This window comes from Runella salmonicolor (assembly GCF_024158025.1).
In the GTDB taxonomy this organism is placed as follows: Bacteria; Bacteroidota; Bacteroidia; order Cytophagales; family Spirosomataceae; genus Runella; species Runella salmonicolor.
Genome location: NZ_JAMZEL010000001.1, coordinates 381,628 through 403,532 on the forward strand (window position 1 = coordinate 381,628; position 21,905 = coordinate 403,532).

General features: G+C 48.4%; 5 protein-coding genes. All 5 read right to left on the bottom strand.

Annotated features, from left to right (window positions below; genetic code table 11):
• Positions 1 to 12,339: choice-of-anchor D domain-containing protein (locus tag NCI00_RS01755; RefSeq protein WP_253524356.1), on the bottom strand; the 12,339-nt coding region annotated here is incomplete at its 3' end.
• A gap of 73 nt (positions 12,340 to 12,412) precedes the next feature.
• Positions 12,413 to 12,817, bottom strand: coding sequence for a LytTR family DNA-binding domain-containing protein (locus NCI00_RS01760; protein WP_253524358.1), 405 nt, complete (start codon positions 12,815 to 12,817; stop codon positions 12,413 to 12,415).
• A 53-nt stretch (positions 12,818 to 12,870) separates the two neighbouring features.
• Positions 12,871 to 17,481, bottom strand: a complete 4,611-nt coding sequence (locus tag NCI00_RS01765) for a beta strand repeat-containing protein (RefSeq protein WP_253524361.1) — start codon at positions 17,479 to 17,481, stop codon at positions 12,871 to 12,873.
• A 150-nt stretch (positions 17,482 to 17,631) separates the two neighbouring features.
• Positions 17,632 to 18,594: a c-type cytochrome gene (locus NCI00_RS01770; RefSeq protein WP_253524362.1), complete on the bottom strand. Its 963-nt coding sequence runs from the start codon at positions 18,592 to 18,594 to the stop codon at positions 17,632 to 17,634.
• A gap of 499 nt (positions 18,595 to 19,093) precedes the next feature.
• Positions 19,094 to 21,898, bottom strand: coding sequence for an ATP-binding protein (locus tag NCI00_RS01775; protein WP_253524364.1), 2,805 nt, complete (start codon positions 21,896 to 21,898; stop codon positions 19,094 to 19,096).
• Positions 21,899 to 21,905 lie beyond the last annotated feature (7 nt).

The following is a 21,905-nucleotide window of genomic DNA, read 5'->3' on the forward strand; positions in this document are numbered from 1 at the left end:
CAGCGTCGGTGCGCCTGGAACGGTATTAATCGTCTGCGAGGTAGACGTCGCTACGCACGTAGGATTGCTTTGCAAACGAACGCTGAAAGTGTAGTTGGCAGGAGACAACATTGAAAATGTATTACTCAATTGCCAGTTCATGCCATCTTTTGAATATTCCAAAGTGCCCGAGCCCGTGGCGTTGACCACCGCTGTCCCCGTCGGCAACGCGCAAGTGGGCTGCGTCAATGTCACACCTGTCAGCGTCGGTGCGCCTGGTACGGTATTAATCGTCTGCGAAGTCGACGTTGCTACACACGTAGGATTGCTCTGCAAACGAACGCTGAAAGTGTAGTTGGCAGGAGACAACATTGAAAATGTATTACTCAATTGCCAGTTCATGCCATCTTTTGAATATTCCAAAGTGCCCGAGCCCGTGGCGTTGACCACCGCTGTCCCCGTCGGCAACGCGCAAGTGGGCTGCGTCAATGTCACACCTGTCAGCGTCGGTGCGCCTGGTACGGTATTAATCGTCTGCGAAGTCGACGTTGTTACACACGTAGGATTGCTCTGCAAACGAACGCTAAAAGTGTAGTTGGCAGGGGACAACATTGAAAATGTATTGCTCAATTGCCAGTCCATGCCATCTTTAGAATATTCCAAAGTGCCCGAGCCTGTGGCGTTGACCACCGCTGTCCCCGTCGGAACCCCGCAAGTGGGCTGCGTTAGCGTCACATCCGTCAGCGTCGGTGCGCCGGGAACGGTATTTACAACTAAACTCAAGGCCTCTGAAATACAACCTGAAGCAGTATTTTTCGCCGTTACTGAATAGGTGGAAGGCGCTAAGCCACTGAAAGTACCACTAGATTGATACGTCCCCCCTACGCTATATTGGATATTTCCACCAGTTGGAGCAGTTACCACAATCGTTCCCGTTGGCGTAGTACAATCAGGTTGAGCTGTAACCGAAGCCGTTGGTGCCGCAAAAGCAGGACAGACAACGGTAATAACCACGTCATTTCCCGTTCCTCCCGTATAAGAAATTGTCGCACTCAAACCGCTTCCTAAGAAATTCGCAAGGGTGGCGCCTTCTGCCAAGCCGTTGAATGTACCTATGATGGCATCACTGCCATCGTTGTTGACAATCGTAAATGTTGCCCCACCTAGCGGAATAAACGCATTGATTGTACTAAGTACCAAATCTAAGCCAGTCAGATTCACACTGCCCGCTACGTTCAATTGGCGATAATCTGTATCTGCCGTGGTACCGTTAATAACAATATTGAGGTCATTCCCTGCGGTAAAGGCAACCGTTCCGGCGCTGGCATCAATCCCGGCAGCAGTGGGACTAATCCCTCCGACTGCATTGATATTTAAAATTCCACCGTTGGTATTGAGTGATGAAGCATTTAGATTAACTGTGCCGCCAGAAGTTAGATTGAAGGTGGTATTAACGGCGCGGCTGATGGCCGCGCTGACGGTAATTACTCCGCTGTTGGTATTACCTACGTTGATGGTTCCTGCGGTGATTCTGTCTAGTTCAGCATCTGTAAGACTAAGTGGACCACCGAGGGTATTGCTAGATGCTCCAAGTTCAACGCCCACTCCGTTGGTATAAGGCCGCACGGTTACGCTGCTCGCTGTATTGGTGCTGATGGCAGAAGTGCCTGACATATCGAGGCTATTGGTAATGAGGGTAATATTTCCACCGTTGGTGAGGGTAGAAATAGCCCCTTCTGATTCCATCAGTATGCCAGTACCGCTGCCTCCTTCGATTCCTGTCACCTGAATAGTACCGCCCGTAGTACTGCTGAGCGCGTCGGCCCAGCCGATAAACACTCCGGCATTGAAAAGCCCCGTAGAACTTCCAGCCGTTCCTTGAACGATAATGGATTTACCGTTTCCTGCCGTAACCGTGCCAACAATTTCTACCCCATAACTGCCAAATTGGGCAGTAGCATCAGCACCGCCAACACCTATCAGCGTGATGTTGCCGTCATTGGTAGTAACAGGGCTTTCAATAATCACCCCATGACTGAACGGTTTGCTAGCTCCTGTGCCCTGTAAATGGATAGTACCCGTTCCACCGGCAGTGATGGGCCCATCCACATTTATACCTGAATCTCCAGTAGCTGTTCCCGTACCGTTTCCACCCACCCCAACAAGCTGAATATTCCCGTTATTGGTGATAATTTGAGAATTACTGTCTTCTATATTAATGCCGTAATTAAACCCATCAGCGCTGCCCGAACCTGTTCCCTCCATGTATATACTGCCCGTACCACCGGCAGAAATACGACTTGCAAAGTCCAAAAGGATGCCTTCGTTGCGACCGGATTCACTCTCACCTCCTGCTCCTGCTTGCCCAGTCAGGCTGATATTGCCATTGGTAGAAGTAACAGAGCTTGCCGCTAAATAAATGCCAGTGTTATAGCCTTGGCTGCCATTACCTCCCGTTCCCTGCACGGTGACAGTACCGGTACCTCTGGCTGAAATTAAACCTGACGATGCTAAGTACACCCCATAATTATTAAAAGCGTTGCCGTTGCCGCCACCTTGGCCAGTTACGCTCACGTTTCCTCCCGACGAAGTGATTTTGGAGTTAGGGTCGGTTACTAACACGCCATAATTGTTACTGACAATGCCCCCGCCACCCGTTCCTTGGACGGTTAGAGAATTATTTCCTGCCTCAATCAGCCCTCCATTTTGCACCACAATGCCGTATCGGTCAGAATTAGTGGTACCTCCTTTCCCTTTTACAAGTGTAAGGCCACTGCCCGTTACTTTGAGTGTGCCACCATTGACATCAACTCCAACAAAATCGCCCGTCGTGGGCGTTGTCTGCTGATTGGCTTCAACGGTAAGATTACCGTTTTGGGTAATCAGGCTGCCACCGGTATTAACGGTCAGGTTCTTACTCGCTTTTACCGTCGCGGTACCCGTGCCAGAGAGGGTCACGACGGCATTGGAAGCGATCAATACGGCGTCGGTGCCAGGGGTAGCGTCGTCGTTTTGTAAATCTAAGTCCAGATTGGCATTGGCGGCCAAGGTAAGGTTACCGTTGAAGTTCACGGCATCGTCGCCCGTACCGCCGTTGATGGTGAGCGATGGGAGATTGCTCGAAAACCCTCCTACGTTGATGATGTCGTTACCGACTGCGGTATTGACCGTAATGCTTGTTTTGCCCGCAAGGGTTACGTCGGCGGGGAAGTTGGTGGCGATGCCGCCATTCAAGCTAAACTTACGCCCAGTGACGTTGAAGCGAATATTGGTACTGTTTTGACTGATGTCCAATGTCTCTCCATTGCCCGATATGTCGGTGATGATGAGATTGTTGCTGGTAGTGGTGATGGTATAGTCAGGATTAACAACCGCTACACTAATCACCACGTCATTTCCATCCCCTCCCGTATACGAAATCGTAGCGTTGAGGCCACTACCCAAGAAATTACTGATGGTAGCTCCCTGAGCCAGCCCTGTAAAAGTACCCGTGATGGCATCGCTGCCGTCGTTATCAACAATGGTGAAGGTTTCGCTGCCAGTAGGTGTATAAGAACCTGAAAAAACCAAATTTACACCCGTAAGATTTACGGCCCCTACTATTTTGAGTTGAGAGTAGGTGCTGCCGGTACCATCCCCCGCCGTTGCGCCATTGATGGCGATGCTTAAATCACCGGCAAAAGAAAGGGTACTTGCCGTTACGTCGGTGCCATTAAAAGCAGGTTTCACTGCTTTGGGAGAGGTGCCCGGGTCGAGCAATAAGGTGCCTCCGTTGGTATTAATATTCCCTCCGCTAATGACAATATCACCACCACTCACCAACTGTATGTTAGTGACGGACGGGCGAGTGATTCCAATCGAAGACGTAATGTCGCCCGAGGTGGCATCACCGATGATAAGGGTTCCGGTGGTAATAATGTCGAGTTCAAGATCAGAGAGCATGAGAGGGTCGGTGACCCCATCAAAACCCCCAAAAATACTGATCTCTTTGCCAGCGGTGAAAGGTTTGATGGTCACGCTGCCGGCGGCAGTGGTTCTGATGTCAGGTGCATTTACAATGTAAAAACTGTTGGTAATGATGGAGATATTGCCGCCGTGAACATTGGTTAGAATGCTTGATACAGGAGCAGACATTTGTTTGGACATGTATATACCATAGGTACCCAGGCTTCCGCCACCGAGCTTTCCGGTCAATGTAATATTTCCGCCTTTCGAAGTGACTAAGCCTTCAAGGGCTAATCCATTGTTGGAAATGCCAGTCCCCGCACCGCCTTGACCGGTAATATCGACTGTTCCGGAGCCACCAGCGGACAGTTCACCGTCGGCTAAAAAAATGCCTGCATTTAATGCACTTGCCCCCGAGCCTCCTCCTGTGCCAGTAATCGTGACATTGCCACCCGTATCATTGGAAGTAATTTTGCCTGAAGCCTGCACCGAAATTCCCGAATTGGAATTGCCGGTGGCATTTAATCCACCCTGTCCGACGACAGTAACGTTGCCCCCAGCAGAGGTAATCTCACCGGAGCTTGTCACTCGTACCCCCACATTCCCGCCGCTCGTTCCTGAGCCGCCACCGGTACCGGTTACGTTGACCGGTCCGCCCAACGAAAATATACGGGAATTGGCATCGGTTAACCAAACACCATAATTACTGCTGCCGCCAGAGGCGCCACCGGTTCCTACGACCGTAACAGCATTGGCCCCTTCACCGCCGAGGATTTTCCCTCCCGCCGCCAGTTTGACTCCCTGTTGGCTTCCTGACGCATCATCTCCGCCTTTGCCTTTTACCGTGAGGGTGCCGTTAATAGACGTTTGGAGTTGGGTATTTGTGCCCGTGATGAGCACTCCTATAAAATTACCGGCGGTAGGTATAGCCTGCTGATTGGCCTCGACGGTGAGATTGCCGTTGACCGTAATAAGCGTACTTCCTGTATTGAAAGTGGCGTTTCTGCTTACTTTGACCGTGGCGGTCCCCGTACCTGAAAGTACCAAATTAGCACCAGACGCAAACGTGACGGCATCAGTGCCGGGGGTTGCATCATCATTTTGCAGATCAAGGTCCAAGTTGGCGTTGACGGCAAAAGTAATGTCTCCGTTCATAAACACTTGGTCATCGCCAGTACCCCCATTGATGGTCAGGGAGGGCAAGATAGACATAAAAGCACCTACATTGATGATGTCGTTGCCATTGGCGGTATTAATGGTAATACCCGTCTTGCCGGAAAGCGGCACATCGGCTGGCGTTACGTTGAACGACTGCGCTGCCGCACCATCTATGCTGTACGTTTTACCCGCGACGTTGAATCGGATGTTACCGCTGCTTTCACTGACGGCAAGGGTTTCACCCGTGCCGGTCACATCGGTAATGACTACGTTGCCGCCCGTGGTAGTGATGGTGTAGTCGGCTGGTTGCACACTCAGCGTGATGGGAACAACGGTAGCAGTCGTGCATACATCCGAAGCAACGACCGTGATGGTGTATATGCCACTGGGAATCGTGTTAGGCACAGACACTGCACCGGTTAAATTATTCACCGTGATGATGGCCGGAGATGGGGAAGGAGAAACGCTCTGCAGGAAAACTTGGGTCGCGCCATTATCAACCGGACCAGTAGCCGGAAGAATCGTACCGCCTGCGCCTGGGCTGAAGAAGGCATTGTTGTAGGTCAGCGTGGGTGGCGTATTTGCCGTCACATCGACCGTAAAATTGGCCGTGGCCGTGCCGCCGTTGGCATCGGTCACCGTCAACACCACCGTGTTATTGCCAATTTCAGCGAAGCAATTGGCCGCTACGGTAGCGGTGACCGTACCGGCAACATTGGTGATGTTCGTAACGGTAATGTTCGCTGGTAAAGTGGTGACCGTAACGGTCAGGTTTCCTGCGGGAGTTTCCGAGTCGCTGACCGTGGCAATGGTAGCCATTGAACCGGCATTGCTCTGTTGACGGGTAACGGTGGCACCGGCTGTGATGGTGGGGTTGGTATTATTGATCGCAATCACCACATCATTATTGCCCGAACCACCTACATAACTAATGGTTGCATTTAAGCCGCTTCCACGGAAATTGGCAAGGGTTGCCCCTTCTGCCAGACCGGCAAATGTTCCCGTAACGGCATCGGAGCCATCATTGTCTATGAGGGTGAACGTATTGCCCGCCACCGGTACATAAGTGCCATCAAAAAGCAAAGCTACGCCCGTAAGGTTCACCCCACCTGCCACTTTGAGTTGAGTATAAGTACTGCCTGTACCATCACCCGGTGTGGCACCATTGAGGGCAATTTGTAAATCACCGGCAAAAGAAAGGGTAGTTGCCGTGACGTCGGTGCCGTTAAAAGTAGGTTTCACGGCTTTGGGAGAGGTGCCGGGGTCGAGCAATAAGGTACCTCCGCCGGTATTGAATTCACCGCCGCTCATCAGCACATCGCCACCACTGACGAGCTGTACATTGGTGCCGGCAGGGCGGGTAATATCTGCTGAAACCGTGAGGTTACCGCTGTTGCTGTTGCCAAAAAGGAGGGTGCCCGTGGTAACCTGATCTAACTCAGCATCGCTGAGGCCCAGCGGCCCACCGATGGTATTTGAACTCGTACCCAGGTTGATTGGTACGTTGTTGGTGTATTGCCGCAGGGTGGTGTTGCCAAGCAATTGGGTGCTGACGGTGCCACCCAAATCCATGCTGTTGGCGATGAGGGTGATGTTACCGCCATTGGTGGCAGTAGTGATGGCCGCCGAAAGTGTTTGACTGATGCCAATGCCACTCGACCCGTTGCCTTCGATGCCAGTGACGGTTATATTGCCGCCACTTGAAGTGATTTGAGTACCAGTATTTAACATTCTTACCCCAATATTACCGCTTCCGGAACCGCCTCCACCTTGTCCAGTTACGGATACCGTGCCGTTGCCGCCGGCACTGATCTGCGCATTGGTGATCATATTGACTCCGTAATTATTGGTGCCTGTACCTGTGCCGCCGCCTACTGCGTTTATCGTTACGTTCCCTCCCGACGAACTGACCAAGGTGCCAATATTCTGCATATAGAGGCCAACATTGGAACCGCCCCCCGTACCTGCGCCACCGTTGGCTTGTATGGTTACGTTACCGCTACCGCCTGCTATTACCTGAGCACCATCAACGATAGCCAAGCCTTGGTTAGCTACGGAAGTGCCTGCCCCCCCACCTTGTGCCGTGATGTTGATGTTTGCATTGGTACTGCCTATGCTTGAATTGGCGTTAAAAACATATACCCCATAGTTACTGTTTCCACTCGTGCCTGCCCCGGTGCCGTTTACTGTTACGACACCTGTACCCCCTGATGAAATTGACCCGCTGGCGAGTACAAAAACACCTATATTAGTGTCACCCGCTGAAGTACCACCGCCTTGCCCGCTTACGCTGACAGTGCCACCCGAAGACGTGATTTGGGCGCTATTCGTAGTCACGTACACCCCGTGATTATTGCCTCCCGTTGTATTACCACCAGTACCACTCACACTTACAGAACCGGTACCACTAGCTGTAATTTTGGCCGCATTTTGGACAAAAACACCAAAACTATGGGTAGAACCACCCGAGCCACCACCCTGCCCCGTTACACTGACATTGCCACCACCAGAGGTGATTTGGGTGTTGGCATCATCTATTAAAATTCCGTAGTTGTTGTTTCCTAGGGTAGTCCCACCCGTGCCTTGCACGGTAACCGAACCGCTACCACCGGCCGTGATTTGGCCACCCAATTCCATCCAAATACCGTAATTGTGGGCACCTGAGCCAGTGCCACCACCCACTCCGGTTACACTCACATTTCCACCAGAGGATGTAATAAAAGTATTTGCCGAACCTGCTACATAAACCCCTGCATTAAAGTTACCTGTGCCTGCGCCACCCGTGCCACTCACGGTCACAGTGCCGCTGCCACCTGCAGTGATGCTGGCATTCGTGGTCACACTTACCCCCATACAAGTGGAGGTGGCCCCCGTACTTCCTCCGAGGCCCACAACCGAGACATTACCACCCAAAGAGGTGATGCGGGCATTGGTACCCGTCACGTACACACCAATATTGGCGTTAGCTGATGCAGCGCCCACTGAGCCTTGTATGGTAGCAGTAGCGCTGGTACCGCCACTGATCAATCCTCCATTTTGTACAAGTACTCCATATTGGTTGATTGCCGAGTCGTTGCCACTTTTACCTTTGACCGTCAGGGTTCCTGTGCCATTGACCCGTACGGTAGCGCCAAACATCGATATCCCGACAAAGTTACCAGTACTGGCAGTAGCCTGCTGATTGGCTTCCAGAGTAAGATTGCCGTTGACCGTTTCGAGTGAAGCAGTGCCATTGCTAAAGGCGATGTTGCGGCTCACTTTTACTACGGCGGCACCGGTGCCGGAGAGCATTAGATGGGCATTGTTCGTAAAGGAAACCTGATCGGTGCCAGGCGTTGCATCGTCGTTTTGTAAATCAAGGTCAAGGTTGGCATTGGCAGCGAAAGTGATGTCGCCATTCATTCTCACCTGGTCATCGCCCGTGCCGCCGTTGATGGTCAGACTGGGCAGGTTGGCCGTAAAGGCTCCCACGTTGATGATGTCGTTTCCAACGCCTGCATTGACCGTGATGCTCGTTTTGCCCGTAAGGGCTACATCGGCGGGAGTGGTGAAGGCCGTTACAGCGCCCCCGTCGATGCTATAGGTTTTGCCCGTTACGTTAAAACGAATATTACTTCCACTTTCACTGATGTCCAGCGTTTCGCCTGTGCCGGTCACGTCGGTGATGACTACATTGTTGCCCGTGGTGGTGACGGTGTAGTCGGCAGGTGCAGCACCCGTTCCCTGAATACTAAAGTTGTAAGGGTCTTCATCGGCATCATTATTGGCGATGCTCACCGATGCAGTGCGCAGTCCAACGGCCGAAGGGTCAAAGGTGATTTGAAAAGTGGTGGTGCCATTGGTGGCTGCCACGGGCGTGGTTGGTAGTTGAGTCACCGTAAAATCTCCCGCATTTGTGCCACCAATACTCACCAAGGGACTACCCGAAAGATTCAATGTCCCGGAACCCGTGTTTTCAATGGTGAAAGTACGAACAACCGTACCCGAAGCGACCAACTGCGCACCAAAATCTGTATTGTCGGCCGTCCTTGGGGAACTGTCATTGTCATTGATGCTGACACCGTTGCCTTTGACGTTCATTTCGGGAAAGGTGTTATTGTACGTAAACGGCACTACATAAAAGCAAGCCCCGCCGCTCGGCGTGATTTTGGCGTAAAGCGTTTGCAAACCAGCCGGCAGCGAAACATCCGGCACGAAAGTAATTGGTGCTGTAAATGTACCTGCTGAAGCAGTTGCTGTGGAATTGGTAAAAATACCATTGACGGTGCTGCTGCCGGTACCATTGTATGTACCACCATAAGTAAAAATTGGGGTTGGGGTATTATTGACTACGATTGAAGCATTACCCGAATTGGTTAAAATTGACGAAACATTCAAAGCCCCGTATTTCAGAACAGCATTGTTGGTAAAAGTACCTCCTGACGGACTATGCAACGTGCCGCCTATTAATATGAAACCATTATTTATAGTAGTGGCCAAAAGTCCATTGAAATAGTCCGTTGTAATCTTAATTGTTCCGCAGGCATTGTTATTGATTTGTGCTCCGCTATTGGCCTCTATTTGGCCGGTTGCCTCTATTAAACCGGAATTACTCACTGAGCCGTTGTATTGAATGGCCGAGTTAGTTCCTGAAATTGAAATGGTTGCACCGGAATCATTAATGAATGGCCCTTCACCTCTAATTCCGCCACGGGCCGCTATTGAAATCAATCCACCTGTATAATTATGAACTGTACTGCCATTGCCTACCTCTAATCCTGTATTTTGCGAAGATGTTAAATTTACAGTGCCATAATTGTCAAAGGTTGTATTGCTGCCTAAACCCAAAGCGTAGGTACTAACAAAGTTTGGATTGCTATTGGTTGCATTTATAGTACCCCTGTTGGTTAAAAGTCCATTATTGACCAAAGTCAATGCCCCTTCCGTAGATGAAACCGTAAGGCTGGCACCGTTATTGACGGTGAGGCTCGCTCCCGAGCCAGTTATTTGTAAATGCTTCGCCACCATAGACCCCGATAATATAATTGGGTCGTTGGTCGCAGCAGGAATGGTTACTGCATTGGTAGCACTTGGCACACCATTCGGCGACCAGTTACAAGGGTTCGCCCAGTCGGTACTTACTGAGCCTGTCCAAGTCATGGTTTCGGTGGAGGTGGCTACTTGGCTACAGCCGTTTTGGTACGTGAACGGCACAACATAATTACAAGCTCCACCGCTTGGCGTGATTTTGGCATACAGTGTTTGTGAGCCAGTGGGCAATCCTACCGAAGGGTTAAAGAGGTTGGTAGCTTGGGTATAAGTACCCGCCGAGGTAGTAGCAGCCTCATTCGTAAAAATGCCATTGACTGTGCCAGTATATGTGCCCGTATAAGTAAAAACAGTCGTGTTGGTTGGGTTATTATTTACCCGCACCGAACCCCCACTGGAGGTGATTGGATTGTTAGGGAGCGTACCTCCAACAAATACCACGCCCCCGCTTTGATTCGTAAACGGTCCTACTATCGCCAAATTTCCCGATGTTCTGAAAAGCCCCGCATTGTTAAAAATAGAGGCCCCAATGGAATTCAGCAACATCTGCCCTGCATAATTGACAAAAGTAGCACACGCGTAGTTGTTGAAGGTAGCGCTGGGACCATTGGAGCCATTATTGCCAATTTGAATAGGGGTTGAATTAGTAGAATTGATCACAACTGCCCCGTAGTTATGGAAAATGTTGTCGTCGAAACCCATCTCAAATGTACTATTGACACCACCGCCGCCACTTTGTTCAAAAATGAGTAAGCCATTGTTGGTTACAGTGGCATACTGCACCATATTAAACTTAGTCGCCGTAGATTCTGTACTGCCCATACGCAGTTCGGAACCTTGACTGATAGTCAGCGAAGCTTTATTGCCGAAACCGCCATTGAGGCTTATTGATTTGGCCGCAGCATTTGTCCCTGAGGGGATGACGACGGGTACGGCATTAGAAATCACAACGGGATTGGTTTGAGTGGGTACGCCATTAGGGGTCCAGTTGCAGGGGTTTGTCCAGTCACTACTCACACTTCCATTCCATGTCATGTTTTGGGTAGTGGTGGCTACTTGAGTACAGCCCGCAGTCCCTGTTCCTCTGATACTAAACCTGTACGGGTGTTCGGTGGGGGCAAAACTATTGACGTACAGCGTCGCATTTCTTGTACCGACTGCCGATGGAGCAAAGGCTACCTGAAACGTTGTGTTCCCGTTTGGGGCAATCGGCGAAGTTGGTTGCGCAACTACTGAGAAATCAGCGGCGGCATCTCCCCCAAACGAAATAGCTACCCCTGTACTCAAGTCTAGCGAACCAGTACCTGTGTTTTCAATCGTAAACGTTTTGGCAACTGCCCCCGAACCGATGCTTCGCGAACCAAAATCAGTATTATTCTCGGTGTCAGGGCTACTATCTGTATGCGTAATGTTTTGGCCATTTCCTACAACATTTACATCAGGTAACGCATTTACTCCTGTTCCTGCTATATTAAATGTGTAGGTACCTTCGTTGGTATCACTATTGATAATCGTAACCACTGCGGTACGATTCCCTAAACCTGAAGGCGCAAAAGTTATACTAAAGTTGATTGAAGAATTTCCAACTACTATATCTGAATTAGGCTGTGTAGTCACCTGAAAATCAGCCGCATTTGCCCCCGTAATAGCCACTCTGGGATTCCCCGAAAGCCCCAAAGCTCCAGTACCCGTATTATAAATTCTGAATAGTCGGGCGTGTGAGCCAGTCGAGGCCAACTGAACGCCAAAATGGGTATTATCATTCACTGTTGGGGTCACGTCACCGCTGGGGATAATCAAATCATTTCCTCGTACGTCTATTTCAGAAGCCGCTGGTGTAAAATTAGCAGTGAGTGCCCCCCCATAATACCAGTCTTGCGTACCAAGATTACCATTGGTAGTATTTATCGGGGACTGATTGCCTTGACTATTGGTAATTCTATATCCAACTACACTGACCAAAGAGTGCTCAGGCGCTGGGGAAAAAAAAATGGTTGCCTGCCCATTTGCATACCCAGTACAAAAACTAGAGCAATTGAGATTGATACCAATTCCTGTTACTTTTCCAGAATTATCTGGCTGAATATCAGCAGTTACGTATTGCGCTTTTACTAACTGAGAAAACAACATTAAACAAAACAAAAAACGGAATACGAAGGAGATGGAATGCCTTTTTTTCAGGTAAAGGCTTTCAGTCAAAGCCCTTGATGATTGCAAATAGTTTTTCATGGATAGTAAAATTTAAACATGGGTAGAGAAGTTGGGGATAATGGGTCGAAAAACAAGACCCCTTCTATCCATATTATGGAGTGAGAGAAAACGATTTTTGTGAGAATTTTCCCGATTGACTATTTATCCTTTTTTTGAGCCCTACATGGCGCCGGCGCGCCACTTCGATTACCTTACCATTGGGCAAGCGAAGCTCCCGGTTGAGGTTTAGGCGGCACCTATTCAAGTGATAGCCGTTGATTAAATGGGATTTATGTACCCTGATAAAACCGTAGTCTTCAAGCAGCAAGGCGTAGCTACTCAGCGACAACGACGTCAGGACCTGTTCGCCATCATCTAAATAAAACAGTGTATAATTCAACTGCGCACTCAGGTACACAATCCGGCGCGGGTCGATGGCCCGCTCGCCTTCTTTGGTTTGAAAGCGCGGCAAATGCACCGCACTATCAATCGTTGGAATAAATGATTGTACACTCATATTATTTACTATTGCGGTCGTTTTGAAAAAAAGTAGGGTAAAACAATTCAAGACTAATTACACCCTCCTATTTGGGAGAGAAAGATTACCCCGTTGTCTGCCACAAAACCGGGGCTAAGCGTGATGGCATTGCCCGCCTGATAAATTACGCTGGCGGGTGCCGTTAGTTTGTTGGTGGCCGTGATGGTTTGCGCAGCTTGTTTGGTGCCTGCGTTGGTGTTGATGTCGTCGGTAGGGCTCACCAAAGTCAGGGTGGCTGGAATTACAGACAGCGTTGCCACGTTTGAGTTGGTACTGCCTCCTGCCCCCGTGGCCACACAGCGGTATTGGTTGCCGTTGAGTCCAGTTACGTTGCTGATGTTGAGGGTTGTGGTTGTGACGTTGGTGTAAATTCCCGATGCAGCAACGTTTGCCCAATTATTGCCTCCGTTGGTACTTATTTGCCACTGATACGATGAGGCATTGGCAGCGGCTACGGTAAACGAAGTTGCTACTCCAGCACATTTGTTTGCGCTACTCGGGTGAACGCTGAAAACTGGGGCGGGGATTGTCACAACGTACGTAAATGGAACTACGTAAAAACAGGAACCGCCACTTGGGGTAACTTTGGCGTAGAGGGTTTGTGAGCCTCCTGGCAACGCTCCCGAGGGCGTAAAGGTATTTGGAGAGGTAAACATCCCAGCCGAAGCGGTAGCATTGGGGTCGGTAAAAATGCCGTCAATGATGCCGTTGTACGTACCTCCATAGGTAAAGATGGTGCTGTTGGTGGGGTTGTTATTGACAATCAACGAAGGATTGGTGGCGTTGATAATGGTGCCAGAAAAAGACCCTTTTATCAAAACACCGTTGTTGGTAAATGAACCACTCGCCGATACGTTACCTCCCACGAATGCATACCCCAAGTTGGTAAAATTTGCTCCTACGTCATTGTTTAACGCATTCAATACGTTTAATCTGCCGCAACTTTGATTGTTAAACGTGACGGAATTTCTCAGGCCAGTAGGGGAAGAGGTCAAGGTGATGAGCCCAGCATTGTTTACGGTGCCGCTCCTGTTGTAAATTCCTGTGCTCGTATTTGTGATGGTGGTTTCTCCCGTAGCAGTATTGGTAAATGTCGCATCAACCAGCATCCCAGAACTTCCTATAGCTGCTATCGAGCCCAAGGTTATTTTTCCCGCATTGGTAAATGTCCCCGATCTTACAAACAACCCAGAGCCGCTTGATCTGTCGAGCGTAATTTCTCCGCCCAAATTGTTGTTAAAAGTAGCATCATTTAAAAAGCCATTATTAGTCAATGCAGCATTGGCTCCGATGATTATTTTTCCGTAGTTATTAGTCGTTCCAGCACTATTGGCAAACCCACTATTGGTCGTTCGATCTATTCTTATTTCCCCAGTAGCTTGATTATTAAACGTACTTGAATTACTCACTCCGCTACTTCCCGTACTTGCGTTGAAGCCTACAATGATTTTGGCCACATTGTTAAACGTTCCCGTATTATTATTTAAACCCGCCGAAGTGGCATTATCTATTCTCAATTCAGCGGCGGCATTGTTGTTAAAGGTGCCCTTATTTAACAAACCGTTGGTTCCTGAGCTGGTCGTAGTACCGATACTAATTATCCCGTTGTTTTCGGTTGTACCGATGTTATGAAACGCCGCGGCGATACTTGACACCGTTTTGGAGCCATTTACGGTAATGCTGCCGTTGGCGGCAACAGTCAACAAAGCTCCAGCCTGAACTTCTACCGACTTAGCCAACGCATTTATTGATGCCCCAATGATGGGGTCGTTGGTTGTATTGGGAATGACTACGTCATTGCCTACTGCGGGCACACTGGCTGGCGACCAATTACAGGCTTGACTCCAATCTGTCCCGAAAGTGCCCGTCCAAGTAAGCGTACCAGTCGGCGTATTTACGCCCGTTATTACCGTCAAAAGGGCGGCATTGGAATTGGCAGAGCCGCCAGAGTTTGTTGCTACGCACCGGTACTGATAGGTGTTTAAGCCTGCCGTATTGCTGATATTCAGCGTGGTAGTGGTCACATTGGTATAGATAGCGTTGGCCGTGATGTTGGTCCAATTGGTGCCGCCATCCGTGCTTACTTGCCACTGGTAAGAAGTAGCTTGATTTGCTGACACCGTAAAAAATGCCGCCTCTGGCGAACATTTTGTGGCATTGGAAGGTTGAGCAGTAAAGGTTGGCAAAACCACATACACAAACGGGACAATGTAAAAACAGGCACCACCGCTGGGTGTGATTTTGGCATAAAGTGTTTGAGAACCGATGGGCAAGCCTGCATCTGGCACAAAAGAATTTAGAGGTGTAAATGTACCCGCCAAATTTGTTGCTGCCGCATCAGTATAAATGCCATTGATGGTACCGTTGTAGGAAGCGCCTCCATATGTAAAAATAGGCGTGGGACTATCTTTAACAATGATTGCCGACGTACCCGTGTTTGAAATATTGGTTGTCCCCGCAACGGTTCCGTATTTCAGTATTCCTGTATTATTAAACGTTGAAGTTGTGTATATTTCATTGATTACATGGATAAAACCCGCATTAGTGGTAGGTCCAGCATTGGTGTAATTCCCCGCACTTACGACTATTTTACCGCAGGCATTGTTGGTCAATGATTTACCACTCGCAACCGTAATCCCTCCAGTGTTTATATTTACAATGCCATTGTTTATGAAAGAATAGAATCCACTTATGGAGTTGCAGTTACTATTTATCGTGCCATTATTTGTTATCGTAATTCTATTGGTAGATACTCCAGTGGAAGTAAACCCATTACCATTGATGACACTCAACACCCCACCGCTGTTGTTAGTTACATTAAACGTTCCTCCGCCATTTGAAAAAGGAGCTCCATTGGAATTAACAGTGAGCGTTCCGCTGTTGTTTACTGCAGAACCCGTTTGTGAATAAATCCCTCCTGATGCAAAGGGTAAACCTCCAGAGCGTTGAATATCCGTCGTACCGTTGTTGGTAAAGGTGGCAGCAACAAGCCTCATGCCATCGTTAGTGTTGCCCCTCACGTTCAAAACCCCTCCGCTGTTCACCGTTAATACAGCTCCCGTACTTAGGGTGATGTAGCCCGTATTGGCCGTGGTTCCTGAGGCTATCACGGGGTCATTCGCAACGTTATTGATAAGCACTTCATTGTCAACCGTAGGCACACTACCTGGCGACCAGTTGCAGGGCGTATTCCAATCGGTACTGACCGCTCCCGTCCAGGTAATGGTCCCCGTCGAAGGCGGAGTAGTGGCTGGATTGAGGGTAATAGAGGCCGAGTTTGAGTTGGTGGTTCCACCAGCACCCGTGGCCACGCACCGATAGATAGAGCTGCCCAGCCCAGCTGAGCTGCTGATATTCAGCGTCACGGTCGTTACATTCGAGTACGTTGCATTATTAGAAAGATTGCTCCAGTTGCTGCCGTTGTTGGTACTGATTTGCCATTGATACGAAACGGCATCGGTAGCGGCCACCGTAAACGAGGTAGGAGATCCGCTGCATACCGCCACGTTGGCTGGATGAGTGGTAAAAACGGGCGGTGATGTATAAAAAAACAAAAAAGGAACTATATATATACAACTGCCTCCGAGCGTAATTTGCGCATAGAGGGTTTGCGAACCCAGCGGTAAGGTATTATCCCCTACAAAGGTATTGGGGGCTGTAAACGTTCCAGCCGAAGTGGCGGCTGCTGGATCTTTAAAAATCCCATTGATGATTCCGTTGAAAGTGCCGCCGTAGGTAAAAATAGGCGTGGTCGTATCATTCACTCTTACCGAAGCGTTACCAGAATTGGGTATCGTTCCCGACGCAGACTTCACCACTCCCGTATTGGTTGCTGTGCCATTGTTGGATAATGACCCCGTAACGTGTAAAAAACCTGCGTTGGAGAGGGAACTGCCCGACTGGTTGAAGAAAGCGCCAGTTACTTTGAACTTCCCGCACGCCGAATTAGTAAAAACTGCTAAATTATAGAGTTCTATTGAACCAGTAATATCCATTGTTCCTGCATTCGTAATTGAGCCAGGCTGGGCAAAAATCCCCGAATTAGTACCCGTTCCCGTAAAAGTCGCTCCTGCGGCGTTGGTAAAACTCGTACCCGAACCACTCATGCGCATCACATCCCGCCCGTTTGAGGTAACATTTCCGCCCGATTGATTAGTAAACGTACTTCCTGCAATGTTGAGGGCCACATTCTCTCCTCCGTTGAGGGTCAATACCCCACTATTGGTTACCGTTCCGCCGGTGGTCAAAGACATCGCTTCCAGACCAGAAGCAAAAGGGGCAGTGTTGGTAACCGAAAGGGTACCGTTGTTGGTCAGCGTGCCCCTTATTACACTGACCGCATCGCCACCGTTCGTAGAAACCGTCAATGTTGCGCCGCTGTTGATGGTCAATGCACTGCCCACCACATCCATATTGATGGATTTCGCTACGGCATTTCCCGACGCAATGATGGGGTCCGGACTTGCGATAGTGATAAAGACATTGTCGGTTGCCGTAGGAGCACCGGCCGTTGCACCAGCGGAGGGAGTCCAGTTGGCGGCGTTGTACCAATCAGTACTTACGGAGCCATTCCATGTTTTGATCTGGGCGCAAAGTTGTTGACTCGTGAGCAAAGTCACGACGAAGTAAAAGAGTTTTTTCATTTGGTAGAAAGAAAATGCTAAGGGTGATATAGGCTCATTAACTCTGGGAGAGAACTGAAAAGCGGGGATTGATTTTAGTTTATAATATCGCCCCCCGACTTTCCCTCTTTCTACCACGAAAGGTTGTTAATAGGCTCCGAAAAGGCGCACCTAGAGTACATTGACATTATTTTTGATTTTGGGGACTGTTTTGAGGTAGGCGAAAATGGCCTTGACTTCGTAGTCAGTTAGGGTAATGTGAGGCTGCATGGGGTAGCGCAGAATGCCCCCGTCAGGTTTTTTGCAAAATCTAACGGCGTGCACAAACTGCTCCTCGTTGTATTTTTTGGCGATACCCGTCTCTTCATCAAAGGTCAAATTGGCGGTAGGAATAATTTTACCTTCCAAATCGGGCATTTTGATGCCGCCTCCGTAGAAGCCAAACGATTTTTCGGGATGAAGCGGGTCTGCCTTGGCCAAATCGCCCGAATGGCAGGCGTAACACGCAATGAGGTCGTTGGCGATATACTTTCCAAACGCCACCTTATCGGTAGAATCAGGCACCAAAATCGGTTCCGTCACTGGCTCAATGGGTTTCATTACGGTATGGGTCAGCACTTTAAGCAACAAACTGGGCTCCTGCTCATGCCCCTCCCCTTTGGTAGCTTGCACAGGAAATCGGTCTGAATGTAAGTAGGCAATGATTGACTTCAAGTCTTCGTCGGCCATGCGCGGAAACTTGGGCATAATGGGTGCGTACTGCCCGTTGCGTTTGATTCCCGTCTTGAGAAAATACATGATTTCGCCATCGGTCCAGCTCCCAATACCATCTTCACCATCCTGGGTGATATTGAGCGAATAAGCCTTACCAAACTCCGCTGGCAAATCAGCAATATGCTTACCTACCAGTCGGTTATCTTGGTTGGCGTGGCAGGCATTGCACATCACTAGGGCTATTTTCTCGCCACGTGCCACCCGCTCGGGGGTTATTTCTACGTTTACATTTTTGATGTTTTCGGGTATATTGACTTCGTAAGAAGGTACACCTCGGAAGTTGACAAACAGCAGGACAAGACCAACAACGGCCACCAAAACGCCCACTGCCTTGAGCAGAAGAGTTACAATTTTTTTCATGTTTTGTTGTAATAAAACGCATGGTCTACTGCATCGTCAGGCGATCTCGGCTCGCCATAATGAAGAGCGACTCAATACGTAGTCTTCATAAATTGAGTATGGTTCTGAAAATGGTCTAGGAAAACACGTCACTCTTTGGGTGAGTGAGTGAGACAAAATTGGCCGATTTTGCGCGCCAAGTGTTAGCACAAACTGGACTTTCTCTTCCTCATTCTGGACCGAAAAAAAAAAGGACACAGAGGCCCTCAGAACAGAAGTCGATTTCTCTTCCTCATTTTGAACTTTCTTTTACTCATTTTGAACAAAAAGCCTTTTTTTGAAGAATTAAGGCTTTTTTTAATACTGGAAAGACAACATTTAAGCCTTGGCTTGAGCGCCTAAGTAGGTCTACAAAAAACGATTTAAACGCCCATTTTCAATAAAAAGGGCTGTCTCAAAAGTCTGAGACAACCCTTTTTTTGCTTCCTAATTTTCCACTTTTCGCTACAAAATAGCCTTTTTAATGCCACTCTGAAGGCGCTTTCCCAAACCTTTCTTGGAATACTTTGGAGAAATACGGCAGGCTTTCAAAACCTACTTGGTAGGCAATGTCGGATACGGTTCCTGCTCGACTGCGCAGCAAATCTGCCGCTTTTTCCAGACGATAATTTCGCACAAACACCGTCACGGTTTGGCCCGTCAAGGCTTTTAGTTTACGCCTGAGCTGCACCGAGGTCATACTCATGGCCTCGGCAAAAGTCTCTACATCAAAACTGCTGTCGGCGCTATTACTTTCTACTACTCCTAGTGCTTTTTCTAAAAATACATCATCCATCGAAGGCTCTTTTTCGGCAACGGGCAGCGGGTTAGTTAACACTCCGTTTTGGCTGTATTTTTGTTGCAAAACCCGCCGTTGTTGCAGCAAGTTTTGCACCCGTATTTGGAGTTCATTTGAGCTAAACGGTTTGGCCAGATAATCATCGGCCCCAAGTGCTAATCCTTCCAGACGGTCTTCGAGCGTTGCTTTGGCGGTCAGCATTACCACCGGAATATGATTGGTACGCGGGTCTGTTTTTAGCGCTTGACAAAACCCAAAACCATTGAGGCGCGGCATCATCAAATCACAAATCACAATATCGGGCACCAACTCAAAGGCCTTTCTTAATCCCTCTTCTCCATCCTGCGCTTCTTCTACCTGATAGCGCTCGCCAAAAATACCGCGCACATATTGGCGTAAGTCAGGGTTATCTTCCACAATCAACAAAATGGGTAAATCAAGCCCAATCTGCGCCATAGCCACTCCCTCCAATACGGAAGAATCGGTTGGGTATTCAATGGCCTCTTTAAAAATGGTCGTTTTTTCAACCGCTCCGACAAAGTCGTTTTTGTTTAAATATTGCCTCCAAGTGGCGGCATCGCAGGGCAATGTTACCACAAAAGTGCTCCCTGTCCCCAATTCACTTTTCACCTCAATTCGGCCACGCAAAACATCCACCAATTCTTTTACCAGCGCCAAACCAATGCCTGTTCCTTCAAAATTTCGATTATTACCTTGGTCGGCCTGATAAAATCGGTCAAAAATGACGGGAAGGCGTTCGGCCGCAATCCCGATGCCGCTGTCCTTGATTTTAATGATACAGTCGTGTTCGGTATAATCTACCCGCACTTCGATTCGGCCCTTTTCAGGGGTAAACTTAAAGGCATTTGAAAGCAGATTGGTGACGATTTTTTCGAGTTTGTCGGCATCAAAATAGTCGATTCGGGTAGGATGACTCTGTTCGTATTGAAAAACGATGCCTTTACTTTGCGCCAACGACTCAAACGAAGCGAGCAGTTGCCGCAAAAACTGCGACAAATCAGCCCGTTGTATCTCTACCGTCATTTTGCCTGCTTCTAATTTGCTCAAATCAAGCAATTGGTTAATCAAGGCCAACAGTCGCTCGGCATTTTGCTGCATGATGCGAAATATTTCACGCTTAGGAAACTCCCTTTGCAGGTCATTCAGCGGCGACAAAATGAGCGTCAGCGGGGTACGAAACTCGTGGGAAATATTGGCAAAAAAAGTGGTTTTGAGGGTATCAAGCTCTTTGAGGCGGGCCGACTGTTCGAGGTTAAACGTTAATTGTTGTTCGGCTAGGCGTTTATTTTGTTCGGTATTTCTAAAGATTCTTCCCAAGAAAATAACAAAAACGAAAATTTCCCCCAAAAATAAAAGGTAGGCAATGGAATAGAGCGGCTCGTATTCAATCCATCCTAAGAGCCTGATATAGAGCAAAGCATAGCTTAGTAAACCCAAAATAAAAGGGATAGCATAGTATTTTTCGACCGTGATTTTCTTGGCTATGCAATATATATACAAGACCGAAAAATAGATTGCCGACACGATGATACTATATACACCTATCTTAAGCCAATACCATTGGTAATCAACAAAAATGATGACACTTTCAAAGATTGTAACAAGGATGATAGTGAGGGCAACAATACTGTGAACTTTGGGTAGCCGTCCCCGAATTTGTGTAAAATAAACAAAGATGCCTGCACCAATGGTAACAGAGTTGTAGAAGATAAAATCTATTTTTTTTGCCAAGTCGGGGTCGTCCGTAAACCACGGCCCTGCGATGTTCAAATAGCCCCAAAACGCGAAAGTCTTGATGACCGTATGCAGAGAGTAAAGCCTGAAAGGCAAGTCCTTAATAACAAATAGGCTCAGCGAAACCACCAAAAAAAGGCGAAAAATAACCAGTCCGTTAAAAAAACTTTGACCAGCGTAGTCATTCAGTCGGGATTTATAATACGATTCCTCGGAGTGTATTCTCAAATTACCATAATGCCCGCGCTTGCTAGTGAGCTTAATATAGACCGTTTTGGTTTGTTGCGGGCCTAGCTCAAAAGCAAATTTGGGTTCTTGGTCAATCATTTTTCGCTCTTTTTCACGGGTCAGAATTTTTTGTTGCTTGTGCAAAAAACGCTGGTTTGTGCTATCTGAGATATAAAAATCAAGCTGCTCAACCAAGGGATTCCCCCACACCAAAAACCAGTTTTTGTTTTGAGAATTGGGGTTTTTAAGTTTAAATCTTACCCAAAAGGCATCGTTGGTATAAGGGAAAATAAAGTGGTCTTTGGTAGACTTTTGGTAGTTTTTGGTGATTGCCTGCGCTAAACTCAGCCGTGCAGAGGAGTCTTTGAAAATCTCTATGGAAGTTGTAATATTGATAGGCAACTTTTGGTCAGATGATAAGATAATCTCTTGCGGATAGCCTTCGTAGATAATAAAACAAAAAAGCGCAAAAAGAATTATCCTTGACCACTTGTACTTATTCATAATCATT

What these genes read in the sequence shown, in the direction of transcription:
- NCI00_RS01760 (WP_253524358.1), bottom strand. Translation starts at nt 12,817, where the DNA reads ATGAGTGTACAATCATTTATTCCAACGATTGATAGTGCGGTGCATTTG.
- NCI00_RS01765 (WP_253524361.1), bottom strand. Translation starts at nt 17,481, where the DNA reads ATGAAAAAACTCTTTTACTTCGTCGTGACTTTGCTCACGAGTCAACAA.
- NCI00_RS01770 (WP_253524362.1), bottom strand. Translation starts at nt 18,594, where the DNA reads ATGAAAAAAATTGTAACTCTTCTGCTCAAGGCAGTGGGCGTTTTGGTG.
- NCI00_RS01775 (WP_253524364.1), bottom strand. Translation starts at nt 21,898, where the DNA reads ATGAATAAGTACAAGTGGTCAAGGATAATTCTTTTTGCGCTTTTTTGT.